We start from the raw sequence: 17897 nt of genomic DNA, 5'->3' as shown, positions 1-17897 counted from the left end.
CAACCAGAGGTTCTCAAGTCATGCTCACTGCCAATCGTCTCCGCGGCCTGTTCCCGGCCATTCCGACCCCGGTCAAGGCCGACGACACCATCGATGCCGGCGCGGTCTCTTCCATGTTCACCTGGCTCAACAAGCAGGGTATCGACGGCGTGGTGCCGCTCGGTGGTACAGGCGAATACGGTGCGCTGGCTAGATCCGAGCGGATCAAGATGGCCGGTCTGTCGGCGAAGGCGATGGCCGGCAAGGGACCCGTCATCGCAGGCGTGCTCGACACCGGCTTCCACGATGCCTTGCAGGCGGGCCGTGAATTCGCAGCCGAGGGCGTGGACGGCCTGCTGGTTCTTACGCCATACTATACCAACCCGACTCAGGCGGGCGTTCGCGACTATTTCCTGCGCTATGCCGATGCCTCGCCGGTGCCGATCCTGATCTACGAGATTCCCTATCGCACCCGGATCGCGATCGAGCCCAAGATCCTGCATGAGCTCTCCAGGCATCCCAACATCATCGGCATGAAGGCCTGCAATCTCGACATGTACCATTTCCTTCAGGTCGTGGCCGGCGTCGACGAGAGCTTTGCGGTGCTGAGCGGCGAAGACAGCCTCTTTCCGCTGCATCTCGCCGCGGGCGCCAGGGGCGGCATCATCGTGACCGCGTGCCTGTTGCCGCGCGCCTGGCGTCAGATCTTCGAGACGGCGACCGCAGGCAAGACGGCGGAGGCCCTGAGCCTGCATCGCCGCCTGATTCCACTGATGAACATGGCGTTCGCCGAGACCAATCCGGGACCGATGAAGGCCGTGATGGACATGGTCGGCGTCGAAGCACCGCGGATGCTGGCGCCGCTGGTGCAGCCGGCGCCGGCCCTGGTCGCCGCCTTGCGTGCCGAGCTCGGCCGGCAGCTGGCGATCTCGGAGGGCATCGCATGAGAGGATGGCAGCATGGCGCGTAGCAGCCGCGTGAGCGGCGGCCGGCCTGCGAAGGCAAAGGCCGCCAAGGTAGGCGACAAGACAAGCGCAAAGTCCGCGGCGAAGGCGACTGACAAGGCGGACGAGCCGCGCTCGTCTCTGTTCGTCGGCTCGACCGAGAAGGCGTTCCAGGTTCTGCATGCCTTCGACGGGCCACGGCGCTTCATGACACTTGCCGATATCGCGCGGGCCGCCAATCTCGATCGCAGCGCTACGCAGCGCCTGGTCTACACGCTGGAATCGCTCGGCTATCTCAAGCGGGTTGAGGGCACGCGCAACTACGGGCTGACGTCGAAGGTGCTGCAGTTCTCCCACAGCTATCTCAAGGCCAACGAGCTCATCGACAAGGCCTCGCCCTATCTTCTCGAGATCAGCCGCAATCTTGGCGAGACCTGTAACCTGCATGAACTCGACGGCCACGAGGTCGTGTTCGTGGCGCGCTTTCCCGGCCAGCACCTGATCCATATCGACTTCGTGATCGGAAGCCGGCTGCCGGCATACTTCACGGCTTCCGGCATAGCCATCCTGGCGGCTCTTCCTGAGGCAGAGCAACAGGAGCTCTTGAAGCGTACGCGGCTTGAGCCACTCACGCCTTACACGATTACGGATCCGGATAAGCTCATGAAGCAGGTGCACCTCGCCGCCAAGCGCGGCTATTCGATCCAGATCAACCAAAGCGTCATGGGCGATATTTCCGTTGCGGCGCCGATCATCGACGAGCACGGACGGGCCATCGCCGCGGTCAACATCTCCGTCCCCACGACGCGTTGGACCACGGAGCGTGTCGAAGCCGAACTCGTTCAGCATGTTCACGTTGCCGCAACCTCGATCTCGAAGTCCAAGTTCAAGCGCTACGCGGCCTGAACGCCGATGCCGATGCTCCTCAATGCCAGCGACTATCGCCGCCGAGCGCGACGGTTCCTCCCGCGCGGCTTGTTCGAGTACATTGATCGCGGCTCGGAGGACGAAACGGCATTGACGCGCCTGCGGGCCTCGCTTGACGCCATTACCCTGCTGCCCGCGGTACTGACGGGGCGCGACCGGCGCGATCTCGACACGGTGTTGTTCGGCCGAAGGCTCGCCGCGCCCCTCGTCGTCGCGCCAACTGCGCTCGCCGGACTTGTTTCGCATGATGGGGAGACGAAGCTTGCCCGCGCGGCCTCGCGCGTCGGCATTCCCGTCTGCATCTCGACGCAATCGGTGACAACCGTGGAGACGATCCGGCGCGGCGCGCCGGATGCGCTGCTCTGGTTCCAACTCTATGTCTGGCGCGATCGCGCCCTGACCGCGCGCCTCCTGGAGCGGGCGAGCGCCTGCGGCTGCGACAACCTGCTCGTCACGGTCGATACGCCGGTCTCGCCGAAGCGGGAGTATAATGAACGCAACGGTTTCGGTATTCCTTTCAAACCGCGGCTGCGCAGCATGCTCGACGTGTCACTGCATCCGAGTTGGCTGTTCGGGGTTCTGGCGCGCTATTTGGTGAGCGAGGGCATGCCGACCTACGGCCATTATCCGGAAGCGTTCCGCACCGCCATCACCCGCGCTGACATTGCCGAATCGGTCCGGATCGAGCCGCGGCTGAGCTGGGACGACATGTGCTGGCTGCGCGAGATCTGGCCGGGCAAGCTCACCATCAAGGGCGTGCTTGCGGTGGAGGACGCCGAAAGGGCAGTCGAGATCGGCGCCGACGGCGTCGTGGTGTCGGTCCATGGCGGCCGCAATCTCGACTGTCTGCCGGCTCCTGCAGACTGTATTCCGGCGATTGTCGGCGCCGTGAAGGGGCGTCTGACGATTCTGGCCGACAGCGGCGTCCGGCGCGGCACCGACGTCCTGAAGTATCTGGCGCTCGGCGCGGAAGCCGTGCTTCTCGGCCGCTTGCCGCTGTGGGGGCTTGCATCCGGGGGAGAGGCGGGCGCCGAAGCCATCCTGCGCATGGTCCTGCGCGAGATGGATACCGCCATGGCTTTCCTGGGAGCGCATTGCGTTCCGGCCTTGCGGAATGGGCGCGCGAGTGAGCTACGGAACTAAGTTCAACTGCAACATTTGGAAAACCGCCATGTCCGTCAAATCAGCACCGCAGACGCATACCGCCAATGCCGATCTCGCCGGCGAAGTCGACAGGCTTCTCGCCGAGCTCGGCGTCAAGCGCTCCGACTATACGGAGGGCGCCCTCATGGTTCGTACGCCGATCACTGGCGGGATCATTGGCCGCGTCGCGGAGATCGGCGCAGCCGAAGCTGCCGGCGTGATCGAACAGGCACACGCGGCGTACCTTTGCTGGCGGCTGGTGCCGCCACCCAAGCGAGGGGAGCTCGTGCGGCTGTTCGGCGAGGAGCTACGTACCAGCAAGGCGGCTTTGGGCCGACTGGTGTCGATCGAGGTCGGCAAGATCGTCTCCGAAGGCCTTGGCGAGGTTCAGGAGATGATCGACATCTGCGATTTCGCGGTCGGCCTGTCGCGGCAGCTCTACGGACTGACGATCGCAACCGAGCGCGGCGAGCATCGCATGATGGAAAGCTGGCATCCGCTTGGCGTCACCGGCATCATCTCTGCGTTCAATTTTCCGGTCGCTGTGTGGGCCTGGAACGCAGCCCTGGCGCTGGTGTGCGGCAACAGCCTCGTCTGGAAGCCGTCCGAGAAAACACCGCTGACTGCGCTTGCGACCCACGCCCTTTTTGAGCGTGCGGTCAAACGCTTCAACGAGGCTGGCGGGGATGCGCCGCAGGGGCTCGCGGCGGTGCTGTTCGGCGGCCGTGAGATCGGCGAGGTGCTCGTCGACCATGCGAAGGTGCCTCTGGTCTCGGCAACCGGGTCTACAGCAATGGGACGCGCGGTCGGTCCGCGGCTCGCCAGCCGGTTCGCCCGGGCGTTGCTCGAGCTCGGCGGCAACAATGCGGCGATCGTCGCGCCGACGGCCGACCTCGACCTCACGCTGCGTGGCGTTGCCTTTGCCGCGATGGGAACGGCGGGACAGCGTTGCACGACGTTGCGTCGCCTGTTCGTCCACGAGAGCATCTACGACAGCTTTGTGCCGCGCCTGAAGCGGGCCTATGCGTCCGTCACCGTCGGCTCTCCGCTGGAAGGCGGTAACCTGGTTGGTCCGCTTATCGACGGCGCGGCCTATCACGCGATGCAGCGTGCGCTCGAGGCTGCGAGCGCTGCCGGAGGTCAGGTCCAAGGTGGCGAACGCATTGCCATCGAAGGGGCCGCCGACGCTTACTATGTCCGCCCGGCGCTGGTCGAGATCGCGGCGCAGACCGGACCGGTTGAACACGAGACCTTCGCGCCGATCCTCTACGTGATGAAATATCGCGATTTCGACGCCGTGCTCGAGTTGCACAACGCCGTTCCGCAGGGGCTGTCGTCGTCCATCTTCACCAATGATCTGCGCGAAGCGGAAACATTCTTGTCGGCGCGTGGCTCTGATTGCGGCATTGCCAACGTCAATATCGGCCCATCCGGCGCGGAGATCGGAGGCGCCTTCGGCGGCGAGAAGGAGACCGGCGGCGGCCGCGAGTCCGGATCCGACGCGTGGAAAACCTATATGCGGCGAGCGACCAACACCATCAATTACGGCCGCACGCTCCCGCTGGCTCAAGGCGTCAAGTTCGACGTGGTATGACCGGTCCAAAAGTGCATCTGGCGCGCATACGCATCGCCGTGCGGCTATGCGAGGCCGGCGCGTACTGTCATGCCCCGCGTTGGCGGGGCATGACAGTGATTGCGTGGACCTACTCCGCCGGCTCGGCCGCCAGCGTCGGGTAATCCGTATACCCCTTGGCGCCGCCGCCGTAGAAGGTATTCTTGTCCCAGTCGTTCAGCGTCGCCCCCTGCTTCAGCCGCTCGACCAGGTCGGGGTTGGAGATGAACGGCTTGCCGAAGGCGATGAGGTCGGCGGCGTTGGCGGCCAGCACCTTGGTCGCGAGGTCGAAATCGTAGCCATTGTTGGCGACGTAGGCGCCACTGAAGCGCTTGCGCAACGACGCATAGTCGAACGGCGCGACGTCGCGCGGCCCACCGGTGGCGCCTTCGACCACATGAAGATAGACCAGCTTCAGCGCGCTGAGGCCGTCGACGATGTGATCGTACAGGGCCTGCGGGTTGGAATCCGAGATGTCGTTGGCCGGCGTCACCGGCGAGATGCGGATGCCGGTACGATCGGCGCCGGCCTCGGCGACGACCGCCTTGGAGACCTCCAGCATCAGCTTCGCGCGGTTCTCGATCGAGCCGCCATAGGCATCTAGGCGCTTGTTGGTGCCGTCCTTGGCGAACTGCTCGAGCAGATAGCCGTTGGCGCCGTGGATCTCGACCCCGTCGAAGCCGGCTTCCAGCGCGTTCTTCGTGGCGCGCTTGAAGTCGTCGATGATTGCAGGGATTTCGGAAAGCTCGAGCGCGCGCGGCTCGGAGACGTCGGCGAAGCCGCCGTTGACGAAGGTCTTGCCCTTGGCGCGGATCGCGCTCGGCGCCACCGGTGCCGCGCCATTCGCCTGCAGGTCGACATGCGAGATGCGGCCGACATGCCAGAGCTGGATGAAGATCTTGCCGCCGCGTTCATGCACCTTGTCGGTGACCTTGCGCCAGCCAGCGACCTGCTCCTTGCTATAGATGCCGGGTGTGTCCTGGTAGCCCTGACCTTGTTGCGAGACCTGGCTCGCCTCGGTGATGAGGAGGCCCGCGGACGCGCGCTGGGCGTAATAATCGGCGGCGAGCGGACCGGGCACGAAGCTGCCGGGTACGGCGCGGTTGCGCGTCAGCGGCGCCATGACGAGGCGGTTGGCCAGCGTGATCGGGCCGAGCTTGTAGGTCTCAAACAATTTGGTCGAACGGCTCATGGGAATGCTTCCAGGCGGTGAGAGGTCTCGAACACTTGTGCATCGCGACATCAGGCGCAAGGGATGAGCCATACGGAAAGTGCAGGCGAGCTACGCGGCAGCGTCCGCGTAGCATAATTCATGTGCAATTTCGGCGGCGACAGCGGATTTCCGCTGTCGCGGCCGTGGCGATTTCACAAATCAGTTCGCGCCCATGAAATCGCGCTTGCCGATCTCGACGCCGTTGTGACGCAAGATGCCGTGGGCGATCGCTGCGTGGAAATAGAGGTTCGGCAGCGAGAACGAGCTCAGGAATTGCTGTCCCGTCATGGTGATGGTCTTGCCGGGGCCGACCGGAAAGGTGACGTCCCTGGCTTCGGCGCCCTCAAACTGCTCAGGCTTGAAGGATTTGACGTAGTCGATCGTCTTCGCCAGCCGCTGCTTCAACTCCGCAAAGCTCGTTTCGGTGTCGGGCGTCGAGGGGACCTCGCTTTGCGTCAGCCGCGCGCAGCCTCTGGTCGGATAGTCGCTGACCAGCTGGATCTGCCGCGACAGCGGCAGCATGTCCGGGAAGAGGCGCGAGCCGAGCAGGACGCTCGGCTCGATCTTCCTGGCCGCGCAATGCGCCTCGGCCTTGGTAAGCAGGCCGATCATGCTGTTCAGCATTTGCAAATAGGCGGGGACGACGGCGTCGTAGAAGGACATGTGATGCTCTCTTCAATGAGGGAAAACTCAGGAGGAAACCTGAGCCACTCACATGGGAGCCTCATGGAATAATACAAATCGTGGAAACGGCTTGTGCGGTGCGAAAATTCTACCGTACCGTCGCCTGTGGCTGGGCCTGCGCCGTGCCGCCGCGCATGCGCGCGAGCAGCTCGGCGGTCGGCCAGGAATCCGCCGGCAGGCCGTATTTGACCTGCATCGCCTTCACCGCGGCGCGGCTCTGCTGCCCCAGCACACCGTCGACCTTGCCGACGTTGAAGCCGGCGCGCACCAGCAGCTGCTGCAATTCCTTGAGCTCGTTGAATGGCAGTTGCGCGACCGGCGCCGCCGGCTTGCGCATCGGCGCGGCGCCGGCGATGCGCGAGGCGAGATAGCCCGCGGTGGTCGAATAGATCAGCGAGTTGTTCCACTCGGTGTAGGCGGCGAAATTCGGATAGGCCATGAAGGCCGGCCCGAAGCGTCCCATCGGCAGCAGCACGGACGCTGCCAGATTGTCGTTCGGCAAAGGGCGGCCGTCGGGATAAGTGACGCCCAGTTGCGCCCATGTCGAGCGCGGCTCGCGCACGGAAAGATCGGTCTTCTCCCACGGCAGGTTCGGCGGCACCTTGATCTCCTCCAGCCACGGCTCGCCGCGCCGCCATTTCAGTCCGTTTGCGATGTAGTTCGCGGTCGAGCCGATCACGTCGGCTGGCGAGCGCAACAGATCGCGGCGTCCGTCGCCGTCATAGTCGACGGCGTAGTTGACGTAGTGCACGGGCAGGAATTGAGTCTGGCCGAGCTCGCCGGCCCAGGAGCCGATCATCTCCTCGGGATGCAGATCGCCGCGGTCGATGATCTTCAGCGCCGCGATGGTCTCGTTCACGAACATCTCCGAGCGGCGGCAATCATAGGCCAGCGACACCAGCGATTTCAGCGTCGGCAGGTTGCCCATGTTGGCGCCGAAATCGCTCTCGAGGCCCCAGAACGCGGCGATCACGGCGGGCGGCACGCCATATTCCTTCTCCGCGCGTGCGAACGCCGCGGCGTATTGCTTGATGTGCTGCTGCCCGTTCTGCATGCGATAGGGCGCGGCCATCCGGCCGGCAAACTCGGTGAAGAGCTGGCCGAACACGCGCTGGCCGCGGTCGCGGTTGACGATGCCCTGGTCGTAGACGAGATAGGGCGATGTGTCCGCGATCGTCCGCTGCGACACGCCGGCGGCGATGGCCTGCTGCTTCACGTCGGCGAGGAAGCGATCGAAGCTCGCGCCGTTATGGCATGAGGCCGCGCGCGGCGACGGCGCACTGGCCTTGGGCGCCGCGGGTCTTGCGGGCGGCGGAGCGAACTGGGCAGAGGCGGTGGCGGAGCATGCGAGGAGCGCGACGGCCGCGATCGCGAATCGGGTCTGGAGCATGGGGGTTCCGGCGGGGAGGGCAGGCGTGGATTCGCCCGAAGTCTAAAGCATGATCCGGAAAAGTGCGATGCGGTTTTCCGAGAAGATGATGCCTATCCAAACAGCCGCATCAGCAGCGCCTTGCCGACCGGGAGCGCTTTGACGCCCTGATAGGCGCGCACATATTCGCCGGCATAAAACGCCCTGATCGCGTGCACGCGCGTGTCCAGGCCCTCCTCGAACCGCACCGCAAATCCGTCCGTCGTCCGCCGCACTACCATCGCCGCGATCGAGCGGCCATAAATCCGGCATTCGATCGTGCTGCCGGGCCTCGGCGGATCGGGATCGATCAGGCGGGCCCCGGTGATGGAGATGTCGGCGAGCCGCGCGAGATGGGACCTGCCATCCTGGCGCAATAGGACCGATTCATTGCGATTGAACCGTTCCGCCTTGCGCTTGCGCGGCTGCTCGATGCAGACGAAGCAGACCACGGTGAGAATGAGCGCGTTGTAGAGGCTCCAGGCCAGCGCCAATCCGCCATAGGCGATGTTCTCGCCGCGCAGGTGCAGGATGAAGGCGTAAGCGATGGCCGCAAGCGTGATGAGGAGGGCGGTGCCATAGAGACGCAGCAGCGGCCATTCGACGAAGCGCCTGTCGCGGTCGCCGCCTTTCGCGGTGACCTTGAACTTGTGTCCTTTCGGCTTCAACAGGCCGGTCGCAACCGCCTTGAGCACGGCGGGCGCCGCGATGAGCTGCGAAACGTCCGTCATCATGGCGAGCGAACGGCCATGCGACAGCCAGGCCATGGTGAGACTGTTCCAGACATAGAACGGCAGAAAGATGCGCAATAGCTCGGTCAGGTCGGCCCGGACAGCCTTGATGCCGAACAGCAGGAACAGCCAGGGCACCACAAGGCCGGCCACCTTCGAGGTGTAGACCGCGGCCCAGCTCATGAAGGCGTCGACCAGCGAGAGCCGGTCGATGAAGGCAAGCTTCGACTTCCGCGAGAGCGGTCCGCTGCGGCCGCGTACGATCTGCATCAAGCCGAGGCACCAGCGCGCGCGCTGGGTGATGTATTCCTTCAGGCCTTCGGGCGCGAGCCCGATCGTCAGGCGCTCGTTGAGATAGATCGTGTTGAGGCCGCATTCCTTCAGGCGCAGGGTGACGAGGTAGTCTTCGGTCACCGAGTCGGTCGGAAATCCGCCGATGTGCACCAGCCCGGCGTAGCGAATGAGGGATGAGGTGCCGCAGCAAAACGCGACGCTCCACGCATCCTTCGCCGGCATGAGGATGTCAAAGAAGAATCGTTGCTCGTCGGGCCAGACGTCAGTCGCGGCAAGATTGGTCTGGATCGGGTCGGGATTGATGAAGTGCTGCGGCGTCTGCACCACCCCGACCGACGCATCGTCCATGAGCGAGATGGTGCGCGCCAGGAAGTCCGGCCGCGGCACGAAGTCCGCATCGAGAATGGCGACGAACTCCGGCCGCTCCGGCAGCGCGCCGACATGCTTGAGTGCGTGGTTGATATTGCCGGCCTTGGCGTGCCGGTTGTCCGGCCGCGTCAGATAATGGCAGCCGAGCTCGCCCGACAGGCGCCGCAGCCAGGGCCGTCTTCCGTCGTCGAGCACCCAGACGCGATAGTTGCCGTAGTCCATACCGGTCGCGCCGATGATCGTGCGCTCGAGGATCGATCGTTCCTCGTTGTAGGTGCAGATGAAGACATCGATCAATGGTGCGCGCGGGTCGGTGGCGCGGTCGTCGATCCTCGCCGCGCCGGTGCGGTCGCGCGTCCGGCTCAGGAACAACAGCGATAGCGCGACCGCGACCAGCGAGGCCGCCTCCAGCAGCATGAAAGGGTAACCGATCACGGCGTCGACAGTCAGATGCGGTGGCGGGAGCGTCGACGTGACACGCCAATGAAGATAGCGCAGCAGCAACGCCACCGATACGACGGCCAGGAACGAGCGCGCCATCGTGCTGTCGCGCCTGAGCAGCGGCACGATCGCCATGAACGCGCCGAGCGCAATCATGCCGGGCGTCAGCGCCGTCGTCACGGCGTGGTCTCGTGCCGGGCGAACACGACACGGCCAGTGCGTCCGACGGTGCAGGCGCGGGCCGCGGCATCGCGTGATGCCACGGTCACGCGATAGGGCTCCTTGCTCAGCGCATCCGGATTGATCGCGAGATTGGCGGGCGCGCCGGCGGCGCCGGTCAGATTGACCACGCGGCCGGAGATCGGCTCGCCGCCATCATTCGGCTCGAAGGTGGCGCGATCGCCGAGCTGCAAGCGGTTGTAGACGTTCTCGGTGACATTGGCGGTGATGACGGCGCCGCTGCAGTCGAGCACTTTGAGCAGGGGCTGACCGGCCTGCACGTCCTCGCCCGGCGAGGTCATCATCTCCCAGACCGGTCCTGCGACGGGTGTCGTGATGTTGGCTTCGGACAGATCGGCGAAGCGGACCTCTTCCACGATGATCTCGTTGGCGAGCCAGGCGATCTCAGTGTCGGTGCGTGCAAGATCGGCCTCGAGGTCGCCGGCGCGCTGGCGCATCTCTTCCTCGCGCTGCACCGAGCTTGGCCGGTCGTTGTAGCTGTCGCCGAGGAAGGAGCCGTTCTGTGCCGCGGCAAGCTCGACCTTGGCCGCGTCCAGCCGCTTGCGCGCGCCGAGCTCGGTCTGTTGCGAGACCGAAAGCTCGCGCGACAGCCGCGCCAGCTCGACCGTCGAGACATTGCCGGATTTCGCCAGCGAGGAGGCGCGCTCGACAGCGGCGCTGGCCTCGTCCCGCCGCGCGGCCGCCGCCTCGATCGAGGTCTGGATCTCCGCAATGCGCGCCTCGAGCTGGAGCACGCGCCCCTCGCGGAATTGGGTGGCCTGCCGCGCAAGATCCTTTTGTGCGGCCTTCGCCGAGGCAAGCTTGGCGGCAAGGCTCGGCCGTTCGTTTTCAAGGCGCGCTTTCTGCCGCCGGAGATCGTCGAGCCGGGTCCGATCGCTGCGCGAGTTCACGACGCGCAGAACCACGGTTCCGGCTTCGAGCTTGGCCTGGTCGCTGAAGCGCTGAGCAGCCGCCACACGGCCGCCGATCGGCGTGCGCAAGGTGACGAGGCGGGAATTCAGCACCGCCTCGACGCTCGAATGCTCCCAGATCGCGCGCAGCGGCAGCCAGCCGAACACGGCGATGATGGCGAGCCCGATGGCAATCTTGGCCCCGCGCCGCAGATACAGCCGGCGGCGTTCTGGTTCCGGCGCAGTCTGCCCATCGGATTGGTGGCCGGCTTCGTCGTGGGCGAACAGCTGCTCGTGCAGTGCCTCCTGCAAGCCCTTCGCGTCAGTCTTGCTCTCGTTAGGGGAGGGAGTGGATGTAGGGTCGACGGAAGCGGCGCGTGAGCGGTCCATCATGACGGTCACCTTGCTGACGAGATGCCAACGGAACCGGTCAATGCACAAAACCGTGCGACGTGCCCGGTTACCGCGGATTAAGCCAACCCCGCGCTTTCCAGGTTGCTAAGTCTCCACGTGTGTTTTTGCACAAATCCCCGTCAAGGTTTAGCGGGAGTGGAAAGGCTGGCCGCACCTGCGATGGATCTGCGGCCCGGCGACGCACGAACCTTGCGGTCGTCGGCGGCATTCATACTTCGGGGGAGCCGGCCAGAGGCTCGCGCCCGCGGCCGCTCCAGGAGAGACGGCCATGAACTATCTTCGTACCGCAATGCTGCTCGCAGGCCTGACCGCCCTGTTCATGGGCGTCGGCTATCTGATCGGCGGCGCCTCGGGCGCCATGATCGCGCTCGTCATTGCCGCCGCAACCAATCTCTTCACCTACTGGAACTCCGACCGCATGGTGCTGTCGATGTACGGCGCTCATGAGGTCGATCGTTCGACCGCGCCGGAGCTGGTCGGCCTCGTCGCCGAGCTTGCCAGCCGTGCCGGCCTGCCGATGCCGCGCGTGTTCGTAATGGATGAGTTCCAGCCCAACGCGTTCGCAACCGGCCGTAATCCGGAAAACGCCGCCGTCGCCGTCACCACCGGTCTGATCAACCAGCTCAGCCGCGAGGAGCTCGCCGGCGTCATCGCGCACGAGCTCGCGCACATCAAGCATCACGACACGCTGCTGATGACTATTACCGCGACCATTGCCGGCGCGATCTCGATGCTCGCCCAGTTCGGCATGTTTTTCGGCGGCCACCGCGACAACAACAACGGTCCGGGCATCATCGGCTCGATCCTGTTGATGATCCTCGCTCCGCTCGGCGCCATGCTGGTGCAGATGGCGATCAGCCGTACCCGCGAATATGCCGCCGACAATCTCGGCGCGCGCATCGTCGGACAGCCGATGTGGCTGGCCTCCGCGCTGGTGAAGATCGAGGGTGCCGCGCACCAGGTGCCGAACGTCGAGGCTGAGCGAAACCCTGCGACCGCGCACATGTTCATCATCAATCCGCTGTCGGGTCATGGCGTGGACAATCTGTTCGCCACCCACCCCTCGACGCAGAACCGCGTCGCCGCGCTCCAGCAACTCGCGGCCGAGCTCGGCGCGCGTGCGGCGCCGTCGGTCGGCGCCAACGAGAACTATCCGCCGCGCGGTCCCTGGGGGCGCTCCTCTTCACGCGGATCTTCACGTGGTCCTTGGGGCTGACGGAACCGGCAAGGATTTGCGGCCGGCTTTGTGATCTGGCGCACACAGGGGCGTCCCGACCGGTGTTAACACCTCGGCATGACCATTTCTTCGAAAGGGGATGCGTGGCCGGCCCGCCGCCTGCCACCGTCGAAGATGACCAGATTTGCCGTACCATTGCTGATCGTCCTTTGCGTGCTCGTCGGCTTGTCCACGCACATGGTCGTCAATTGCGGCGACGAGGACGATCCCGACATCTGCTCGGCCGTGATCGGCTTCTCGCCGTTGCGCGGCTCGCTGATCGCTTTCGCCTATGCGGGGCGCGGGCGGATCGCGCTGCGTCACGGCGACTTCAGGCGGGCGATCGCCGATTTCGACCAGGCCATCCACCTCAATCCCAACCGCGCTTCGCTCTATCGCGACCGGGCGCTGGCGCGCCGGCAGAACGGCGACCTCGAGCTTGCCATTGCCGATTACGACGAGGCGATCGCGCATGATCCCAAGCTCGCCGCACCCTATCACCAGCGCGGTCTCGCGCTTGCCGCCACCGGCGATCTCGACCGCGCCATCCTGAGCTACAGCACGGCCGTCCGCCTCGATCCCTCCGATGCGCAGGCCCGTCTCGATCGCGGCCTTGCGTTCCTCGCCCGCGGCCAGGCCGACGACGCTCGCGCCGATTTCGAGGCCGCGCTGGCGCTGCCCGCCGGCAAGGACGCTCACGCGCGAGAGGCCGCGCGCGCCAAGCTCGCGGAACTCGCCAGCGCCGAGCCGACACAGGTTGCCGCGCCGCGAAGGTGAGGGGAGTCTCTCCGCGACCCCGGAATCGTAGGGTGGGCGAAGGCGCACTTCGCGCCGTGCCCACGATTGTTTCAATACGACAACAGACGCGTGGGCACGCTTCGCTCTACCCATCCTACGATGCGTCTGTAGGACAGTTGGCTTGCCGTATAGCGGCGCGACAGGTGAGAGATGCGAGAGCACGACTGTCGGCTGCCTGCTGCGCGCATGAACCAACTGGGCTAATATGAGTTGGATCTCTACTGTCCGGGGCCAGAGTGCATCCGTGTCGTACGCGCTTGGAGGAGCTTCCAATGTGCAAATGGGCTTTGACGATTTTGACCGTGGGTATCGCCCTGACAGCGGGAGACGCTCGGGCTCAAAGATATGACCCGGCTTTTCCCGTTTGCTTGAACGTGGTTTCTCGCGGAATGACCCCTTACTACCGATGCAGCTTCACGACGATGGACCAATGCAGGGCATCGGCAAACGGTCAGATGTGCGTCCTCAATCCGTATTACGCCGGTGCGGCAGCCAGAGGGAACTCTCGGCGTCATCATCGCCAGACCTACGCGCCACCGAGGCCGCCGATCCAGTACCGGGCTGCACCATATAATCAGTTCAATGAACCCTATTATGGAGCGTCCCAAGGCTACGCGCCTGGCGAGAAACAGCGATTTCTCGACAGCTTGAGGCGATACATGTGAGGATGTCGCTCGACTGTGTTCGAGCAGCACATGCTAAAGCATGATCCGGAAAAGTGTGCAGCGGTTTTCCGAAAAGATCATGCTCAATCAATAGCCTAAAGCGCGATGACGATTCATCCTAATCGCATCGCGCTTTAGGGCGGGAGGAATCGTTGAGGTCGCGGCCGGCCCGATTGCAGCGGGCACGCGGGAGCGTGTCGCAAACGCGCAACGCGGCGATCCGATCAAGCCAGAGATGATAAGGTAGACAGGCCGGCGAGCCTCCAGATCGCCAATCCCGCGGCGGCGATCGGGGAGGCGCAACGACAACGACTACGTCTTCTTTTTCGCTTTCGCTTTCTTTGCGGCCTTCTTCGCCGGCTTCTCGTCCTTTGCCTTCTTCTCCGCCTTCACAGTAACAGGCGTGCTGGCGGCCAGGCGCATCGATCGCGCGTAGCTGTCGGCGACGTTGTCGGCGGACATCTGCAGGCGCTTGGCGGCCGCATTGGCCTGCTCCATGGTGGCCTTGGCCATCATCTTGAAGCGCTCGCCGGTCTCCTTGCCCTTGGCCTTGGCCGCAAGGCTGTTGAAGCGATCCCGCCGCTCCTTGGCACGGGTCATCAGGCCCGTATGCAGCTGTCTGGCCAGTTGCCGGATCACGACATCCAGGTCGGCGTCCGCCATGTTCTCTCATCCCCTTCGAAAAACGCTATCGATGCGGGCGGGACTATGCAGATCGGACCCCGCCTTGGCAATTCCCGGCGGTGCGTCATCCGCAGCTTCCGGCGTGCGAAACAAAAAAGCCGCGCTGTTCGCGCGGCTCTTTGGCTTGGCTTGGCGCCTTCCGCTCACTTGAGCGAGGCGACCGGGCCGTTCGAGGCTGCCGGCTCGGGGTCGAAACCGAACACGCCGACCAGGTATTTGTAATAGTCCGGCATCTTCTCCTTGAGCGCCTCGCGCGACTTCGGATCGTGGAATTCGCTTTTGCCGGCCAGGAAGATGCTGGCGGTCACCGCAAAGAATTCCATGGGATTCTTCATCGCATAGGATTCCTTGGGCAGGAGATCCTTGGACTTGGCCAGGGCGTAATAGGCGATCACGCCCTTGTTGGCGTAGCCGTCGGGCAGCAGCCGCGCGTGATAGGCATGCAGCAGCTCGTGCAGCAGCACGGCCTCCTTCTCGTAGCGCATCATGTCGGGCCGCAGCATGATCACGCCGAGCCCGGAATCGACCGCGAGGTCGACGGCATTCGGATTGGTCCAGCGCTGCTTGGCAGGATCCCACACCGTCAGCGTCCGCGGCACGCGGCGCTCGACGTTGGGGGCGACGCGGCCGTAGCAGGCGGTTGCGGCGCCCTCATCGAGGCAGGCGAGCTCGCTCGCGATGATCGGCACGGTGCGGAAGAAGCGCAGCACGCGGGGCGACAGGCCGGCCGCTTCGACGGCGTCGATCTGCTGCTTCAGATTGTCGGTGAGCTTGTCGACGTCCTTGCGGTCGGAATTCTCCGACAGGTCGAACATGTAGCCGCGATAGCTCTGGAAGCCCGGCGGCAGCGACTGCGCCGCGTCGGCATCGAGCGACCCGGCACGGGACGGATTGGCGAACAGCGCGCCGACGATGGTTGCGGTCAGCAGCAACGCAATGCGCATGATGAACCCCCTGATGTCACTTCGCCCGGCAGATTAGGCCGCCCTTGTTTGCGAAAAGTGAGTGCGGCGAGACTAAGGCGCTGATGTTGAGGCGTGCTTAACCGTTGGTTGCAGATCGCGGAGATGGATTAGGAGAGGATTAACCAAGCGTGGATCGGCGGCACGGTTCGGCGTAACATCCGCCTCCGGGCAACAGGCCCGGAAGTCCAGACAGCCGGAAGGGGAGGATGCCATGTATGCCGCCATCCGTCAGGCCAAGGCGAAAAGCGGGAGCGCGGAAGAGCTGACGCGCCGCATCAAGGACGGTGCCGTTCCCATCATCAGCGACGTCGAGGGTTTCCGCGCCTATTACGTCGTCTATGCCGGCGACGACACGGTCACCGCGATCTCGATCTTCGACAAGTTCGAGCAGGCCGAGGAGGCGAACAAGCGCGCCATCGCCTGGATCGAGAAGGATCTCGGCCCGCTGCTCGCCGGCGACGCGCGCGCCGTGGCGGGGCCGGTGATCGTGCATACGCTGGCGTGACTTCGCGTCATTGCGAGGAGCCCGCGACAAAATTGCGAAGCAATTTTGCGCAGGCGACGAAGCAATCCAGGCTGTCACGGCGGAGACAGTCTGGATTGCTTCGCTTCGCTCGCAATGACGAGGAGGCATCTGCGTCCCCTCACAACTCCCGCGCATTCGAGAACGCAAAGCTCGACACCCGCCGCGTCGTCTCGTCCAGGATCAACGTGCGCGTGATCGGCGGCTCGGCGCGCTGGGCGCAGTTCTCGCGCTCGCAGAGGCGGCAGTTGACGCCGATCGGGGTGCCCTCGGCCTTCTCCAGGTCCATGCCGGTGGCGTAGGTCAGGCGCGCGGCGTGGCGGATCTCGCAGCCGAGGCCGATGGCGAAGCGCGGCTGCGGCAGCGGATGCGGCGCGACGGGGCGGCGCACCATCTGCGCGATCGAGAAATAGCGCGTGCCGTCGGGCAGCTCGATCACCTGCTTGAGCAGGCGATCCGGCGTGTCGAAGGTCGAGTGCACGTTCCAGAGCGGACATGTGCCGCCGAATTTCGAGAACGGGAACGTGCCGGAGGAGAAACGCTTGGAGACGTTGCCGGCATTGTCGACGCGCAAGAGGAAGAACGGAATGCCGCGCGCGTTCGGCCGCTGCAGCGTGGTGAGGCGGTGGCAGACCTGCTCGAAGCCGGAATTGAAGCGCTGTGCCAGCACGTGGATGTCGTAGTTCAGCGCTTCGGCGGCCGCGAGGAACGCCGGGTAGGGCATCATCACGGCGGCCGCGAAATAATTGCCGAGGGTGATCCGGAACAGCCGGCGCGGCGCGTCGTCCAGCGGGCCGGCACGGCCGATGATTGTCTCCAGGGCCTGCGCGCATTCCCCCAAGCCAAGCTGGAAGGCGAGCTGGAATGCGCGGCCGGGCGGATCGACCAGCTCCGAGATCAGCAGCTGACGGCGGTGACGGTCGAAGCGGCGGAGCGTCTCGCGCATCACGTCGACCGGCATGATGCGGGTCTGGATCGAGTGCTTCTCACGCAAGCGCGCGACCAGCGCGGCGTACAGCCCTTCGGCGGGCACGTTCAGCTCGTCGCGCAGGTTTTCCGCGGCCTGCTCCAGCTCCGGAAAATAGTTGCGGTTGGCCTCGATCAGCTCGCGCACGCGCTCGACCGGATTGGCTTCAAAGCGCGTGCCGACGTCGCGGTCGGCCATCTGCGCCGCCGCCAGCGTCTCGCCCTGGCGCGCCTCGGTATAGGCGGCGTAGAGCCGCTGCAGCGCATGGGTGACGCCCGGGCAGAGCTCGGCGAGGTCGCGCAGCTCCTGCTTGGGCACGTCGATCTGCCGGAACAAGGGATCGGAGAAGATCTCGTTCAGCTCGGCGAAGAAGCGGTCTTCGTCGGCGGTGGCGAGATCGCGCAAGTCGAGGTCGTAGGTCTCGGCCAGCCGCAGCAGGATCTGCGCCGTGACCGGGCGCTGGTTCCGCTCAATCAGGTTGACATAGCTCGGCGAGATCCCGAGCCCCTCGGCGATCTGGGTCTGCGACAGCCCCAATTGCTGCCGGATCCGCCGGAAGCGCGGGCCGACGAAGAGTTTCTTGCCGGACTCGGCGGGCATGTCTCAGATCTCCAGGCTCATCAAGGTCAGAACCGCTGACCTATGTTTTTACAAGATTTACAAAATAACATCTATTACACGTTCAGATGTTACATGACATCATCAATAAAAAACAAGCCATCTATACGAACTTTGTCTTTTCGCGTTTACCTCCTGACACGCATCTCGCAATGCATTGTCAAGAATGTCG

At 64.7% G+C, this 17897-nt stretch carries 16 protein-coding genes; 8 read left to right on the top strand and 8 right to left on the bottom strand.

Annotation, left to right across the window (positions count from 1 at the left end; translation table 11 throughout):
* Nucleotides 1-20 precede the first annotated feature (20 nt).
* The 4 genes from dapA to amaB are packed head-to-tail and all read left to right on the top strand — an operon-like array spanning nt 21 to nt 4587.
* The gene (dapA, locus tag ACNJYA_RS31900; RefSeq protein ID WP_439401306.1) at nt 21-926 is read left to right on the top strand and encodes a 4-hydroxy-tetrahydrodipicolinate synthase; all 906 of its coding nucleotides are present in this window, start codon (nt 21-23) and stop codon (nt 924-926) included.
* Nucleotides 927-938: 12 nt separating this feature from the next.
* Nucleotides 939-1829 (top strand): IclR family transcriptional regulator, encoded by an 891-nt coding sequence (locus ACNJYA_RS31895; protein ID WP_172785873.1) that lies wholly within the window; start codon nt 939-941, stop codon nt 1827-1829.
* A 6-nt stretch (nt 1830-1835) separates the two neighbouring features.
* The gene (locus ACNJYA_RS31890; protein ID WP_439401305.1) at nt 1836-2993 is read left to right on the top strand and encodes an alpha-hydroxy acid oxidase; all 1158 of its coding nucleotides are present in this window, start codon (nt 1836-1838) and stop codon (nt 2991-2993) included.
* Between the two features lie 28 nt (nt 2994-3021).
* Nucleotides 3022-4587 (top strand): L-piperidine-6-carboxylate dehydrogenase, encoded by a 1566-nt coding sequence (gene amaB, locus ACNJYA_RS31885; RefSeq protein WP_439401304.1) that lies wholly within the window; start codon nt 3022-3024, stop codon nt 4585-4587.
* A gap of 109 nt (nt 4588-4696) precedes the next feature.
* Here the strand turns inward: amaB and ACNJYA_RS31880 are convergent, their stop codons facing one another.
* The 5 genes from ACNJYA_RS31880 to ACNJYA_RS31860 all read right to left on the bottom strand — a co-directional run bounded on the left by ACNJYA_RS31880 (nt 4697) and on the right by ACNJYA_RS31860 (nt 11268).
* Nucleotides 4697-5797: an alkene reductase gene (locus ACNJYA_RS31880; protein ID WP_439401303.1), complete on the bottom strand. Its 1101-nt coding sequence runs from the start codon at nt 5795-5797 to the stop codon at nt 4697-4699.
* Between the two features lie 180 nt (nt 5798-5977).
* Nucleotides 5978-6481, bottom strand: coding sequence for a DUF1993 domain-containing protein (locus ACNJYA_RS31875; protein WP_439401302.1), 504 nt, complete (start codon nt 6479-6481; stop codon nt 5978-5980).
* Nucleotides 6482-6590: 109 nt separating this feature from the next.
* A complete protein-coding gene (locus tag ACNJYA_RS31870) occupies nt 6591-7892 on the bottom strand; it encodes a lytic murein transglycosylase (RefSeq protein ID WP_439401301.1) in 1302 nt (433 codons plus the stop codon).
* A gap of 92 nt (nt 7893-7984) precedes the next feature.
* Nucleotides 7985-9925 (bottom strand): glycosyltransferase, encoded by a 1941-nt coding sequence (locus tag ACNJYA_RS31865; protein WP_439401300.1) that lies wholly within the window; start codon nt 9923-9925, stop codon nt 7985-7987.
* A complete protein-coding gene (locus ACNJYA_RS31860) occupies nt 9922-11268 on the bottom strand; it encodes an HlyD family secretion protein (RefSeq protein WP_439401299.1) in 1347 nt (448 codons plus the stop codon). The genes ACNJYA_RS31865 and ACNJYA_RS31860 overlap by 4 nt, the downstream gene beginning before the upstream one ends.
* A 289-nt stretch (nt 11269-11557) precedes the next feature.
* On the opposite strand from ACNJYA_RS31860, the gene htpX reads away from it, so the two are divergent.
* From htpX to ACNJYA_RS31845, 3 genes are all read left to right on the top strand, one after another.
* Complete coding sequence (htpX, locus tag ACNJYA_RS31855) at nt 11558-12505, top strand: zinc metalloprotease HtpX (RefSeq protein WP_439401298.1); 948 nt, start codon at nt 11558-11560, stop codon at nt 12503-12505.
* Nucleotides 12506-12640: 135 nt separating this feature from the next.
* Entirely contained in the window at nt 12641-13282 is a 642-nt protein-coding gene (locus tag ACNJYA_RS31850) for a tetratricopeptide repeat protein (RefSeq protein ID WP_212259037.1), read from the top strand.
* Nucleotides 13283-13575: 293 nt separating this feature from the next.
* On the top strand, nt 13576-13968 hold the full coding sequence (locus ACNJYA_RS31845) for a DUF3551 domain-containing protein (RefSeq protein ID WP_212259038.1): 393 nt from the start codon (nt 13576-13578) through the stop codon (nt 13966-13968).
* A gap of 312 nt (nt 13969-14280) precedes the next feature.
* On the opposite strand, the gene ACNJYA_RS31840 is transcribed toward ACNJYA_RS31845, so the two are convergent.
* Nucleotides 14281-14631: a hypothetical protein gene (locus ACNJYA_RS31840; protein WP_260380352.1), complete on the bottom strand. Its 351-nt coding sequence runs from the start codon at nt 14629-14631 to the stop codon at nt 14281-14283.
* A gap of 164 nt (nt 14632-14795) precedes the next feature.
* A complete protein-coding gene (locus tag ACNJYA_RS31835) occupies nt 14796-15596 on the bottom strand; it encodes a hypothetical protein (protein ID WP_260380351.1) in 801 nt (266 codons plus the stop codon).
* Nucleotides 15597-15828: 232 nt separating this feature from the next.
* Here ACNJYA_RS31835 and ACNJYA_RS31830 point away from each other — a divergent pair, with 232 nt between their 5' ends.
* Complete coding sequence (locus ACNJYA_RS31830; RefSeq protein WP_018648871.1) at nt 15829-16122, top strand: antibiotic biosynthesis monooxygenase; 294 nt, start codon at nt 15829-15831, stop codon at nt 16120-16122.
* Between the two features lie 139 nt (nt 16123-16261).
* Here ACNJYA_RS31830 and ACNJYA_RS31825 read toward each other — a convergent pair whose 3' ends face one another.
* The gene (locus ACNJYA_RS31825; RefSeq protein WP_172785886.1) at nt 16262-17707 is read right to left on the bottom strand and encodes a helix-turn-helix domain-containing protein; all 1446 of its coding nucleotides are present in this window, start codon (nt 17705-17707) and stop codon (nt 16262-16264) included.
* Nucleotides 17708-17897: the final 190 nt, after the last annotated feature.

It is taken from the genome of Bradyrhizobium sp. BLXBL-01 (assembly GCF_051853025.1).
Taxonomy (GTDB): domain Bacteria; phylum Pseudomonadota; class Alphaproteobacteria; order Rhizobiales; family Xanthobacteraceae; genus Bradyrhizobium.
This window is presented reverse-complemented; position numbering and strand designations above follow the sequence as displayed.